We start from the raw sequence: 12695 nt of genomic DNA, 5'->3' as shown, positions 1-12695 counted from the left end.
ATGGAAAGCATAACAATCAAGCCACGAAACGATAGCGAAAAGCAGTTTGTAATGGAGTTCATTAAAAGAACAAAACTGCGGTCGAGTTTGGATCAAACGCAAAAAGCTAGGAAAAAGCAAGAAATTCTGGATGGTATCTCACGAAGTGTTGAACAAATCAATCAACATTTGAGAGGAGAAATCGAATTGAAGACTTTAGAGGAGTTTTTAGATGAACTATAAAATTGTACCTACTAAAGATTTTCAAAAAGATTTCAAAGAGCTTTATAAGAAGTACAAGTCCCTGAAGCTAGATATTCTAAATTTAGCAAAGCTCATTAGGGAAAATCCGAGTTTGGGTACACCTTTAGGAAAGAACTTTTTTAAGATAAGAATGGCTATTGGGTCTAAATCGGGTGGAAAAAGTGGTGGAGCAAGGGTTATAACCTGTGTCAAAATACTCAAAGAAACTGTCTTTTTGGTTTCGATTTATGATAAATCTGAAAGTGATTATATACCTGATGAAGAATTGAATAGGAGATTAGAAGGATTGAATTGAGATTTTGAATTTTTTAAGCTTTTTGATTTTAAAAGACAGATTCAAAGTGCCAAAACTTTTATGCCTTACTTACCTTTATATTCTTAAAACTACTGTAATAAACCTTAACATTTCATGAAAAACATATTCATTTTTCTTACTGTTATCTGCCTATTTTCCTGTAATTCTTCAAAAAAATCTGACGAAAAGAAGTTAAAAATAGGTGCCACGATGCTCAGTATGCAAAATGAATTCATCGTAAATATTGCTGATGAAATGCAAAAAAAGGCGGATGAATTGGGAGCTGAATTGATAATTGTGGATGCAGAACGTTCTCCTTTGAAACAAATCGAACAGGTAGAGAGTTTTATTGCCCAAAAAGTGGATGTAATTATCATGAATCCCATAGAGTTTGAGGCCAGTTCACCTGCGGTGACCAAAGCTTTGGCGACCAAAATTCCGATAATCAATGTAAATTCGGCTACAAGTGCCACCCCGACTGCCTTTGTCGGTTCCAATGACGTAGAATCAGCAAGAATAGCCATGAAATTTATTGCGGATAAATTGGGAGGAAAAGGAAATATGGTCATGATACATGGCTTGATGGGACAGGCCGCACAACTCCAAAGGGAAGAAGGAGCCAAGGAAGTTTTAAAACAATATCCAGATATAAAGCTAATTGCACAACAAACAGGCGAATGGGACAGAGCTAAAAGTATGGACTTAATGCAAAACTGGATTCAGTCCTATGGTGATAAAATAAACGCCGTATTTGCACATAATGACGAGATGGGCCTTGGTGCAGTAAAAGCTCTCCAAGCTGCAGGACAAAAAGATAAAGTATTGGTAATTAGTGTAGATGCCATCAAAGATGCTTTGGCTTCTGTGCAGAAGGGCGAACTAAATGCCACAGTTTTCCAAAATGCCAACCAACAAGGTGCTGGTGCCATTGAAACCGCCGTAAAAATCGCTAAGAAACAGCCTTTTGAGAAAGAAGTTTTGATTCCTTTTGAATTGGTGACCAAGGAAAATGTTGGGGGGTATTTGAAGTGATGTTTTTTGGTTGATGGAACACGGATTAACACGGATTTGACACAGATATTTTTTGCCAAAACACTTAGTTTTTTCTTAAATTTTTTATTTCCAACTCATCTTTTAATTCTATCCGTCCGAGCCGCCGGTGCGGTCCAATCCACAAAATCCGTGTGCCATTAGAAATCACAAAAAAGCCCCTTCCCAATAAAGAAAAGAGGCTTTGAGATGCATGGTGGAATAGATAATTTTAGGCCAATTCGGGTTCGCCGATAGTAATTTGGAACAATTCATTCTCGATTTCTTCCAAATCATTTTTCATTTTTTCAATGAAAGTTTTAGTTTCAGCTTTCATGCTATCAGCCAATTCTTTGTAATAATTTATACCTTCGAAAAGATTGTTTTTAAATGTCTCCACAAATTTTATTTGTTGCTCAATGGTCTCATCTGTAAACTTCCTGATTTGATTCTTAAGGTATTTTATATTCAGTTCAAGTTCGTTTACAAACATGTGGGGTCGTTCCAAACTATTCAACAAATTTTCCTTTCCATAAATATGTCCAATCATGCTTTTCATTGAAAAAATGCCGGAGAAATACGCTAAGTTTGGTCCTGGACATATAGAAACGGCCGAAAGGTTGCGGTCTGGCTCAATTCCATTCGCCATCAAGGCAGAAGCTGCCAAACCTTCACACAAGCATTCTTTTACTTTTAGTATCTCTTCACCTTTTTTGATTACTTTTTCTGGGGTTTCGGGCTGTTTCATCTGAATCTCCTTCAAATTTTGATATTCTCTCGAAGCCGTACAAATCGGAATTTTCGTAAACTCAGTATCAAACTGCAAAAACTTCTTGTAACAAGGCGAGCCTGGGCGATTTTTGTCCATTCGAGTTTGTATCAATAGTTCTGAAGAAGTATTTTTTATATTATTAAAAGGAACTCCCAAAGGCGAGGCATCACTTAAGTAGTAGTCCTCTTTTTTTGCATTTACCAAAAGGCTAAGCGATTCATTGTCAATACTTAATACTTCAGGAACCATCAAAAATGGACTTCCCCAACCCACACTATCGACTTGGTAATGCTCCAAAAGGAAATTGTGCTCATTAGCCGTACCCACGCCACCTTGAACCGTAATTTTTAGAGACGGGCTAATGTTTTCAAGGCCCATTTCTTTCCAAGTTTTCTCGCATATCTGTTTTAATTCGGCAACGAGTTCTTGTTTTTTGGTTTTGAATTCTTCCATAATTGGACCCAAAAGTGTACCTCCTGAGGCAAAAGCGTGTCCGCCACAATTCAAGCCAGATTCTATTCTAAACTCTGTGACCCAAAGGCCTTTTTTTGCCAAAAATTTTCCCTGAATCAATGCTGAGCGGTAATCGCTTACTTTCAAGATGATTTGTTTCTTAAAATTTCCGTTTTTATCAGGGAAAAAATCAGGGAAAGAAGTACAATAACTAAACAAACGAGGGTTCATGCCTGCTGAAAAAACAATTCCTGAATTTAAATCAGAAAGTGCAAAACCTCTCAATGCGGCCATAGCATCGCAAAATTCAGGAGCCAATTGCTCGCCGTTTTTATCATAATTAAACTTGTCGAGCTTGGTCATGATATTCACATCAATAGAACCCTTTATCATTTTGGCTTTCAATTCTTTACCTAATTCAAGTTTGTCAGTTTCATCAGCTGACAACATCTCTAGATATAATTTTTTCAAGTCGGCATTGTCCGGTAGGAGTTCAAAATAGTTGGTCAATTGAGTTCCTGCTTCAAATTCTTGACTTTTCAATCTTTCAAAATTGGCATCAACCACACGTTTTATTATGTTCAAGTATGAAGTGATTCTTTTGGCTCTATAATCCTCATCTTTAAGTTTTATTTCCTGATATTCAAGTCCTTCACGTTCGTAATACATCTTCCTCATTTTTTCTATCAAATTGTCCTCAACGATAGAAATTACCGACGAAATACCAAAGTGTGCAACCTTGGCTGGCGTTTCGACAGTGTAACCTAGTCCCATTACAGGAATATGAAATGAATGTGCTGTCATAATTGTAGTTTTTTGAGAATATGCCCGTTGCTATGATTTTGGAGCCCCAAGGCATATTGGCTGGAAAGAAATTCTTTTTTGGTTATCAATCAACAATTTGGCTGGCTTCGGTGCGTAATTGCAGTTTACCAGTTCAGGTTGTAAAAGTATATTTCGCAGTTTTTCTAAAAAATGACTTGGGATAGGTTTTGGATTTTTTTGGGATTGAGTTTTTAAACTATAAAATATAGATAATTCTATTTTTTTTACCTTTGTAGAAATACGGTTGATGTATGAAATTTAAAATTATTGTACTTGTACTTTCTGGTTTAATTGTAATTCTCTTTTATGATGCTTTCTTTAAAAAAGAAATGCCTGAAATAATGGTAGTAACCCCTAAGGACAAAGATTTAATTATTGAGAATAGGCTATTTTCTCCCAATCGGAAAAATGTGGTCTTTTCCTATAAATTCGATCACGGTGCATTGGGGTATTCTAGAGTTTTTCATTCATTGGCTATATCGAAAGATACAATTTCTAATATTAATCAGCACTTACTTAGACAAATTGGTGAGTTTCAATTTCTGTATCCAATAAAGTGGGAAAGTGATTCTGTTTTGATAACTAGTGCTAAATATTCTGATTTTACGAACAGGGGAGTGAGTATCGCTACCAACAAACTAATTTGGAAAAAAGAGTTTTCAAACTGGCAAGGAGTCATTATTCAAGAAAATTATTTTCAGTTTCTGAAATAAAAAAAACACCCCCAGACAAAGCCCAGAGGTGTTTAACTATCCTTATCTCCCATTTAAACTATTTTCCTACGATAGATGGCTTTAAGCTTCCTATTACAGTTAATAGTTCGTTCTTCTCTGTAGCCGGAACACTGAATTTATCCAATGCACCTGAAAGGTTTCCTGCCAAAGAGTTAAATTCAACTTCGGTAATATTCATGCCTTTGTGAGCCGTTACCATGTCTTTACCCATATATTTTTGTGGTCCACCTGAAGCCTCACCTATTTGGTCTATGAGGTTTTGTCTCAAAGCTATTAACTTTGGAGAAGCTGCTCCTTTTTCGCCCACTTCTGTCAACAATGGTTGAAAAGTGCGTTTCATGTCTGGATTAGCTGCCACACGGCCAATAAACTCATCTACTACTGCTGAAATGGCATTCACACCGCCCAAACGCTCGTAAAGTGTTGGGGTAGCCACCATCTCCTCTTCCTCTTTGCAAGAGGTCATCATCATACCTAGCACCAAGGCTAACATCGAAATCTTTACCAATTTCATAATTGTTTTGTTTTATGTTTAACGAAAATTTAATGCGTACTTAATTTTTTGAAATCCCATGATATATTCATGTGGAACTGGGCATTCAGCCGCCGGTGGACCGTCTATCGAGAAATCAGCTTTATCAAACCCGATGTTTTTTTCGGCGAGCCAAGTTTTTACATCGTTTTCTGAGATTTCATCCGGATGAAACACTACACTTAACATCTGACTTTCGGTATTACCCGCCACTGCTGAAATCCCTTTCACTTGTTCCAACTCATCGTTGATTCTTTGTAAATCTTGCTCTGTAGCTGGTTTTTTAAGCTGATAAATACTCAACTGTGAGTCTTTGGCATAAGCGTGAAGAGGTTTCGGTTGCCAATTGGCATACACCAGAAGACCAATAAACATTGCTGCGAAACTGTACTGCGTAATTTTGATTCCTTTTCTCATGTTATTAGTAGAAATTTGATTCAGTTACGTAGAGGATGATTTTTTGGATTGAAAGTTTTTGATTTTTTTTCTGGGCGTTGAATGGCACGCTGATGACGCGGATGCCTGCGGCAACGCTGATTTGCACGGATTTTTTTTCTTGGTGTTGAATTGAACACGGATGACGCAGATGCCTGCGGCAACGCTGATTTGCACGGATTTATATTTTGAAGTTGAAATGGTACACGGATGACATGATACCTTCGGTAGCATGGATGTGCACGAATTTTATTCTAATTTTAGAAACACTGAAGCCGATAGCCACGGCTGCAAGATTCGGACATCTGGTTTTGATGTTCAGTTTTCCCCACTTGGGGCAAAGGGGCAATAAATATTTTGAGTTTTAACTTGCACCTGATAGTAAATATTTTGACCTTTGTGGTCTAAAAAAATTGTGCAAAATTTTAGGTTTGCACGCCTCAACAAATATCATGAGCGACGCTATCAAACACGAATGCGGCATTGCCCTCATTCGGCTCCGAAAACCTCTCGAATATTACATCGAGAAATATGGCACACCTCTCTATGCAGTAAACAGGCTGTATGTTTTGATGGAAAAACAAACCAACCGTGGACAAGACGGTGCTGGTGTGGCCAATGTCAAAATAGAAGTGCCTCCAGGTAGCCGCTACATCAGCCGTTATCGCTCAGTTGAAAATCGTCCAGTAGTGGATATTTTCAAAAAAATCAACGACAAATATCTCGAAGTACAAAAAAACAATCCTGACAAAATGAAAGATGCGGCTTGGCTGCAGAAAAACATTGCGTTTTCGGGAGAAGTATTTTTGGGGCACTTGAGATACGGTACGCACGGTCGCAACGAAATAGAAAACTGCCACCCCATGCTACGCCAAAGCAACTGGCGAAGCCGCAACTTGGTGTGTGCGGGTAATTTTAACATGACCAATGCCGACGAACTTTTCAGAAAACTAGTTCACTTAGGTCAACATCCAAAAGACCAAGGTGATACCATAACTGTTTTGGAGAAAATTGGCCATTTCTTGGACGAGGAAAATCAAAGAGTTTTTGAGCGTTTTAAAGGAATATATGAAAATCCTGCCCTCAGCGATATCATTGAAGACAACATGGATATGCAGCGTGTTTTGCATCGTTCATGTCGTGATTTCGACGGTGGATATGCCATGGCAGGTATCACAGGCTTTGGAGCATCGTTTGTGGTGCGTGATCCTGCTGGTATTCGTCCGGCCTATTATTGGTACGACGACGAGGTGATTGTGGTGGCCTCTGAAAGAGTAGCAATTAAAGCCGCTTTTGGTGCCAAATACGACCAAATAGTAGAAATTTCTCCAGGAAATGCCCTGATAATTGATAAATATGGTGAGTTTGGCGAGTTTAATATTTTGCCAAAAACCGAAAGAAAATCTTGTAGTTTTGAGAGGATATATTTTTCAAGAGGTTCAGATCCAGATATTTACCAAGAAAGGAAAACTTTGGGCCGTTTGTTAATACCTCAGATTCTGAAAGAAATCGACTACGATCTTGAGAATACTGTCTTTTCTTACATACCCAATACCGCCGAACCAGCCTTTTATGGCATGGTAGAAGGTATAGAAGACCACCTGGCCGAATGGCGTAAAGAGCGGATAAAATCGGGTAAACTCAACGATGAGGAATTGGATAAAATCTTGAATTTCAAGCCAAGGTTTGAAAAATTGGTATCTAAAGACGTTAAACTGCGTACCTTCATCACCAACGACGACGATCGCTCAGAGATGGTTTCGCATGTTTATGAAATGACCCACGGAGTTATTCGTAAAAAAGTGGATACTTTGGTCATCATAGACGATTCTATTGTACGAGGAACTACTTTGGAAAAAAGTATCCTGAAACTTTTAGATAAACTTGGTCCGAAAAAAATCGTCATTGTATCATCCGCACCGCAGATTCGTTATCCTGACTGCTACGGTATAGATATGTCTAAAGTGAAGGAGTTCGTGGCTTTTAGAGCCATGTTGGCTTTGCTGAAAGAACGTGGAATAGAGTATAAAAAAGAAGAGGTTTACAATGCTTGTCGGGAACTTCAGAAAAACGGGCAATTGCACAAAGAAAACTTAGTTCAGTCGTTGTTTGAGCCTTTTTCTGACGAAGATATTTCTAAAAAAATAGCTGAAATAATCAGCCCTGCTGGTATCAATGCTGAAGTTGCGGTTGTTTATCAAACAGTGGAAAATCTTAGTAAGGCGTGTCCAAACCATTTGGGTAACTGGTACTTTACGGGTAATTACCCGACACCTGGTGGAAACAAAGTGGTAAACAAGGCGTTTATAAACTTCATGGAAGGCAAACTGGTAAGAGCTTATTAAAAACAAAAACCTCCAATGGAGGTTTTTCAATTATAAGTCGATACCAAAAATATTTTTCAGTTGGGCAAAAGCTCGGTTTTGGTTTTTTTTGCTCTTGGAACAGCATAAATATTTGCAGTGAGTTCTTTGATACCAATTAATTTCAAGCAGTCCTTAATGCCCAAAGACGACTGATTTTTAGGATTTTCGATTACGTTGGTGATGTTGTTCATGATTGTTGATTTCAAAATTGAGTTCAAAATTAGTTAGAAAGCGAAAATTCGCAAAGTATATTTTTATTTTTTATTATAAGGTTTTCACCATTTTTTGAGAGAATAAAATAAAGCATTCTAAATAAGATAAAATATGACAAAATTCAGTTTTCTTAAAAAAATCTCTTTGGCCATCTTTTTACTGGCCAATACTGCCAATCTCTATGCTCAAGATGTAGAAAGCCTAAAGTCCAAGGTATTGGAGGCAATGGGTGGTCAGAAAAACTATGAAAAGACCAGATACATTCATTGGACTTTTTTTGGAAATCAATCGCTTACCTGGGACAAGCACAAGAGCCGAGTAAGAATAGACTTTTTGAAAGAAAACTCCGTATATATCCTCAACATCAACGATAAAACGGGCAAGATTCTCAAAAAAGGTGTGGAACAAACACATCCTGACAGCTTAAATAAATTTTTGGAGGAAGCCAAGAGAATTTGGATAAACCATTCGTATTGGTTGGTGATGCCTTGGAAACTTGGAGACCCTGGTGTAAGCCTCAAATACATGGGCGACTCCAAAACAGCTGATGGCAATGAAGCCGAGTATTTAGAAATGACTTTCAAAGAAGTTGGCGTAACTCCAAATAACAAGTATTGGATTTATTTCGACAAGAAATCGCACTTGATAACACAATGGAGCCATTTTTCTAATTTCGCCGACGAAAAACCGAGATTTACCATGCCCTGGAAAGACTATAAAATGTATGGTAAAATATTACTTTCGGGAGATAGGGGTGAGAGAAAGCTGACAGACATTGCGGTTTATCAGAAACTTGATGAGAGTGTTTTTACAGATTTTAAAAAACCAGAATTAATAAAGTGAGTAAAGAGTTAAAGACAGGCGTATTGTTGGTAAATTTAGGCACGCCTGATTCACCTAGTGTGCCAGATGTTCGGAAATATTTAAGAGAGTTTTTGTGGGACGAAAGAGTGTTGGACATACCTGCAGTACCTCGGTGGTTGTTGGTGAATGCCATTATAGCTCCGTTTAGGTCACCAAAATCGGCTAAAGTGTATAGAGAATTGTGGACTGAAAATGGGTCTCCTCTTAAAATTTATGGTCTAGCCAACGAGCGTGATTTACAAACAAAACTGGGCGACCAATACATTGTAAAGTTGGCCATGAGATATCAGAATCCATCTATTCAGTCTAAGTTAGATGAGTTTCAAACCTCAGGTATTAAGGACTTGATAGTCATTCCTTTGTTTCCGCACTATGCTTCCGCTTCTACGGGTTCGGTGTATCAGAAAGTGATGGAAATCGTATCGAAATGGTTGGTGATACCTGAAATAAAAATCGTCAATAATTTTTACGATTATCCAAAGTTTATAGCTGGTTTTGCGGCAAATGCCCGCAAACATATGGAAAATTTTGATTATGAGCATTTTCTGTTTTCATATCATGGCATACCAGAGCGACAAATAACCAAGGGCGACTGTCATAATGTTTGTAAGTTTGGTACTTGTTGTGACAACATCACCGAGAAAAACCAGCATTGTTACCGTGCTCAGTGTTTTGAAACCACCCGACTTTTGGTAAAAGAGTTAGGTTTGAAAGAGGGAACTTATACTACCAGTTTTCAGTCGAGACTCGGCAAAACTCCTTGGATAAAGCCCTACAGTGATGATGTCATAAAAGAATTTGGCAAAAAAGGTATCAAAAGTGTCTTGGCCTTTTCACCGGCTTTTGTGTCTGATTGTTTAGAGACTACTATTGAGGTGGGTGATGAATATAAAGAACTTTTTGAAGAGTATGGTGGCGAAAAATGGGATTTGGTAGAAAGTCTTAATGACTCCGAAAACTGGGTTAATTTGCTCGAAGAATTGGTTTTGGAAAACAGCCACCAAAAATAAATTTACCCAAAGTTTATTGAAAGGTATCTTTTTTGCGTTTCCAAAATAAAGAAATTTAAGTTTTGAAGAGATTACTCGGGTTTGTATTTATAAGTGTTGGTTTAAATTCGTGCTTTTTGTTCGGTAGCGGTGGTGATGATCCTAAGCCCACCCCTAAAGACTCTACCACGGCTTTTAATACTACTCCGCAGATTTTTGACACACCGATAGATAAAACCAACGAAGCCTCTGGCATAGCTCCTTCGAGATTGTATTTTGGAAGTCTATTTATAGTCGACGACAGTGAGGCGGCTGCAGGATACCATGTTTTTTCTAAAGACGGTTCTTATCAGAAATTTGTAAATATCAATGCCCAGAATCGCGACTGGGAGGATTTAGCCACAGGAGATGGACCTGAAACAGGTAAAAGCTACATTTATGCAGCAGATATTGGAGATAACGGAAACGTGCACAAGCAATATACCATTTATAGATTTGAAGAGCCAAATTCGAGCGTGAGTTTTGTAGAAAAAGTAGATGCTATTCAGTTTTTTTATCCAAACTACGAGTCAAACAACTCTGAAACGCTACTTTTGGACGCAAAGACCAAAGACTTGTACGTGATTACGAAGGACCAATTTAATGTTAAGGTTTTTAGACTTAAATACCCTCAACCAGTCAACCAACCTTTTGAAGCAGAGTATTTAGGAACCATACCGTATTGGGGAATTGTAGGTGGAGATATTTCGGCAGACGGGAATGAGATTTTGCTTAAGACCTACATTGCGGTATTTTACTGGAAACGCAAGACGAACGAGACCGTCTTTCAGGCACTATCGCGAACAAGAGATGTCGGAGCACCTTATATACAAGAAAACCAAGGAGAATCTATCTGTTGGGACTACCAAGCCAAAGGCTATTATACGATAAGCGAGCGAGGTGGACAACCCACTGCTCCCAAATTATATTATTACACTAAGAAATAAAAAAAAGCCGTTTGGAGGTTTCTCTAAACGGCTTTTTACCTCACCCCGTTCCTCTCCACAGGAGAGGGGGGGACATTAATTTTCTTGTGACGGGAAATATCGAATTACAAAAATATCAACCAAACATCCTTGATTTGCCGCTTGGGCTCATTTTGTTGAATTTCTTCATCATTTTTTTCATTTGGTCAAATTGCTTCAAGAGGTTATTTACTTCTTGAATTGTTCTACCAGCTCCGCCAGCAATACGCTTTCTGCGACTTCCGTCTATGAGATCAGGCATTTCACGCTCTTTTGGAGTCATACTTTTTATGATAGACTCTATAGGTTTAAACGAATCATTACTGATATCCAAGTCTTTAACAGCTGAACCCATACCAGGTATCATGCCCATCACGTCTTTGATATTACCCATTTTCTTGATTTGCTCCAGCTGAGAAAGAAAGTCGTTGAGATCAAAACTGTTCTCACGCATCTTCTTGTTCATCTTTTTAGCTTCGTCTTCGTCAAAAGCCTGCTGGGCTCTTTCTACCAACGATATCACGTCACCCATGCCTAGGATTCTGCTGGCCATACGATCGGGGTGGAAAATGTCAAGGTCTTCCATTTTCTCTCCCGTACTCATAAACTTGATAGGCTTCTCAACCACCGTACGTATAGAAAGGGCCGCACCACCACGTGAGTCACCGTCTAATTTGGTGAGTACTACGCCATCAAAATCGAGACGCTCGTTGAAAGTCTTTGCTGTATTTACGGCATCCTGACCTGTCATGGAGTCTACCACGAACAATATTTCAGAAGGCGAAATTGTCTTTTTGATGTTTTCAACCTCGGTCATCATGACCTCGTCAACGGCCAAACGACCGGCGGTATCGACTATTACAATGCTTTTTCCTTTAACTTTAGCCGCTGCTACTGCATTTTTGGCTATAGAAACGGCATCTTTGTTATCTGGTTCTGCATAGACTTCTACGCCAATTTGTTCACCTAGAACTTGCAATTGCGTGATTGCCGCAGGACGGTACACGTCACAAGCCACCAACATCACTTGTTTACCTTGTTTTTTAAGATAAGCTGCAAATTTTCCTGAAAAAGTGGTTTTACCCGAACCTTGAAGACCAGCAATCAAAACCACGGCTGGGGAACCTTTGAGGTTTACTGTTTGGGCCATGCCACCCATGAGGTCTTGCAACTGTTCCTGCACGATCTTCACAAAAAGCTGACCTGGCTCAACCGCTATCATTACTTTTCGGTCGAGAGCCTCTTGTTTTACTCTATCGGTTACGTCTTTGGCTACTTTATAGTTAACATCGGCGTCCATCAGAGCACGACGTATTTCCTTTACTGTACTGGCTATATTTACATCAGTGATTCGTCCTTTGCCTTTGAGGGTCTTAAATGCACCGTTGAGTTTATCCTGAAGATTCTGAAACATACCTGTTTATTTAGAAATTGAGGTACAAATTTAAGAAAAAAATGCTCAGAATTTTAAATAAATAAAAAACCCAAGCTATGATAACTTGGGTTTTTCTTCAAAGGTTTTTTAGATTCGGCTACAACGCTAAACTATTACTGAGCAGTAGCAGTTCTTGTTACGTTTGTAGCTATCTGGAAGTTTTTCACTAATTTTTCTTTTCCGGTAACAACCTCAAAGAAATACTCGCCATCTACCAATGCAGACAAATCGTAAAGCTTGCTGAAAGTTTCGGTTTTCGAAACATATTCACTGTGGAATACATTTCCGTTTGCATCTTTGATAGCTATATATGTTTTTTTATCGAGATTGTCTAAGGTCAATTGGAACTTAAGGCCTTTGAAAGCCTTTACTTGAAGCTCAGTAGCTTCAGCGTTGATCTCAACGATTTTGATTCCGTTGAAATTGTCGTTGGCGAAAGTGTTGTTAGCAGCTGATACTCCCATCAAAACTGCTACTGATAAAATAAGCTTTTTCATAATTTTCTT

Annotated in this window: 14 protein-coding genes; 8 read left to right on the top strand and 6 right to left on the bottom strand. The window is 38.5% G+C overall.

What is annotated here, in order from left to right; genetic code table 11:
- The 3 genes from EGI31_RS24605 to EGI31_RS24595 all read left to right on the top strand — a co-directional run bounded on the left by EGI31_RS24605 (nucleotide 1) and on the right by EGI31_RS24595 (nucleotide 1570).
- Nucleotides 1-222: a hypothetical protein gene (locus EGI31_RS24605; RefSeq protein ID WP_255039862.1), complete on the top strand. Its 222-nt coding sequence runs from the start codon at nucleotides 1-3 to the stop codon at nucleotides 220-222.
- Nucleotides 212-538 (top strand): type II toxin-antitoxin system RelE/ParE family toxin, encoded by a 327-nt coding sequence (locus EGI31_RS24600; RefSeq protein ID WP_255039861.1) that lies wholly within the window; start codon nucleotides 212-214, stop codon nucleotides 536-538. Before EGI31_RS24605 ends, EGI31_RS24600 begins: the two co-directional genes overlap by 11 nt.
- Before the next feature lie 114 nt (nucleotides 539-652).
- Nucleotides 653-1570, top strand: a complete 918-nt coding sequence (locus EGI31_RS24595; RefSeq protein ID WP_255039860.1) for a substrate-binding domain-containing protein — start codon at nucleotides 653-655, stop codon at nucleotides 1568-1570.
- Nucleotides 1571-1799: 229 nt separating this feature from the next.
- On the opposite strand, the gene EGI31_RS24590 is transcribed toward EGI31_RS24595, so the two are convergent.
- Nucleotides 1800-3596, bottom strand: coding sequence for a hypothetical protein (locus EGI31_RS24590; protein WP_255039859.1), 1797 nt, complete (start codon nucleotides 3594-3596; stop codon nucleotides 1800-1802).
- A 272-nt stretch (nucleotides 3597-3868) separates the two neighbouring features.
- On the opposite strand from EGI31_RS24590, the gene EGI31_RS24585 reads away from it, so the two are divergent.
- On the top strand, nucleotides 3869-4330 hold the full coding sequence (locus EGI31_RS24585) for a hypothetical protein (RefSeq protein WP_255039858.1): 462 nt from the start codon (nucleotides 3869-3871) through the stop codon (nucleotides 4328-4330).
- 58 nt (nucleotides 4331-4388) lie between these two features.
- On the opposite strand, the gene EGI31_RS24580 is transcribed toward EGI31_RS24585, so the two are convergent.
- Both EGI31_RS24580 and EGI31_RS24575 read right to left on the bottom strand, forming a co-directional pair.
- Nucleotides 4389-4865: a group I truncated hemoglobin gene (locus tag EGI31_RS24580; protein WP_255039857.1), complete on the bottom strand. Its 477-nt coding sequence runs from the start codon at nucleotides 4863-4865 to the stop codon at nucleotides 4389-4391.
- An 18-nt stretch (nucleotides 4866-4883) separates the two neighbouring features.
- Entirely contained in the window at nucleotides 4884-5300 is a 417-nt protein-coding gene (locus tag EGI31_RS24575; RefSeq protein WP_255039856.1) for a hypothetical protein, read from the bottom strand.
- A 470-nt stretch (nucleotides 5301-5770) separates the two neighbouring features.
- On the opposite strand from EGI31_RS24575, the gene EGI31_RS24570 reads away from it, so the two are divergent.
- On the top strand, nucleotides 5771-7663 hold the full coding sequence (locus EGI31_RS24570) for an amidophosphoribosyltransferase (protein WP_255039855.1): 1893 nt from the start codon (nucleotides 5771-5773) through the stop codon (nucleotides 7661-7663).
- 56 nt (nucleotides 7664-7719) lie between these two features.
- Here the strand turns inward: EGI31_RS24570 and EGI31_RS24565 are convergent, their stop codons facing one another.
- Nucleotides 7720-7875: a hypothetical protein gene (locus EGI31_RS24565; RefSeq protein WP_255039853.1), complete on the bottom strand. Its 156-nt coding sequence runs from the start codon at nucleotides 7873-7875 to the stop codon at nucleotides 7720-7722.
- 133 nt (nucleotides 7876-8008) lie between these two features.
- On the opposite strand from EGI31_RS24565, the gene EGI31_RS24560 reads away from it, so the two are divergent.
- The 3 genes from EGI31_RS24560 to EGI31_RS24550 all read left to right on the top strand — a co-directional run bounded on the left by EGI31_RS24560 (nucleotide 8009) and on the right by EGI31_RS24550 (nucleotide 10736).
- Nucleotides 8009-8740: a hypothetical protein gene (locus tag EGI31_RS24560; RefSeq protein ID WP_255039851.1), complete on the top strand. Its 732-nt coding sequence runs from the start codon at nucleotides 8009-8011 to the stop codon at nucleotides 8738-8740.
- Entirely contained in the window at nucleotides 8737-9771 is a 1035-nt protein-coding gene (gene hemH, locus EGI31_RS24555) for a ferrochelatase (RefSeq protein WP_255039849.1), read from the top strand. The genes EGI31_RS24560 and hemH overlap by 4 nt, the downstream gene beginning before the upstream one ends.
- Nucleotides 9772-9833: 62 nt before the next feature.
- Nucleotides 9834-10736, top strand: coding sequence for a YjiK family protein (locus EGI31_RS24550; RefSeq protein WP_255039848.1), 903 nt, complete (start codon nucleotides 9834-9836; stop codon nucleotides 10734-10736).
- Between the two features lie 115 nt (nucleotides 10737-10851).
- Here EGI31_RS24550 and ffh read toward each other — a convergent pair whose 3' ends face one another.
- Both ffh and EGI31_RS24540 read right to left on the bottom strand, forming a co-directional pair.
- Nucleotides 10852-12168 (bottom strand): signal recognition particle protein, encoded by a 1317-nt coding sequence (gene ffh / locus EGI31_RS24545; RefSeq protein ID WP_255039847.1) that lies wholly within the window; start codon nucleotides 12166-12168, stop codon nucleotides 10852-10854.
- 134 nt (nucleotides 12169-12302) lie between these two features.
- Nucleotides 12303-12686 carry a T9SS type A sorting domain-containing protein gene (locus tag EGI31_RS24540; protein WP_255039846.1) on the bottom strand — a complete coding sequence of 128 codons (384 nt, stop codon included), beginning with the start codon at nucleotides 12684-12686 and terminating at the stop codon, nucleotides 12303-12305.
- Between the last annotated feature and the right edge of the window lie 9 nt (nucleotides 12687-12695).

The organism is Lacihabitans soyangensis, from assembly GCF_024343775.1.
Lineage (GTDB): Bacteria > Bacteroidota > Bacteroidia > Cytophagales > Spirosomataceae > Leadbetterella > Leadbetterella soyangensis.
The sequence above is the reverse complement of the archived record's forward strand: the minus strand, read 5'-3'. Positions and strand labels throughout refer to the sequence as shown.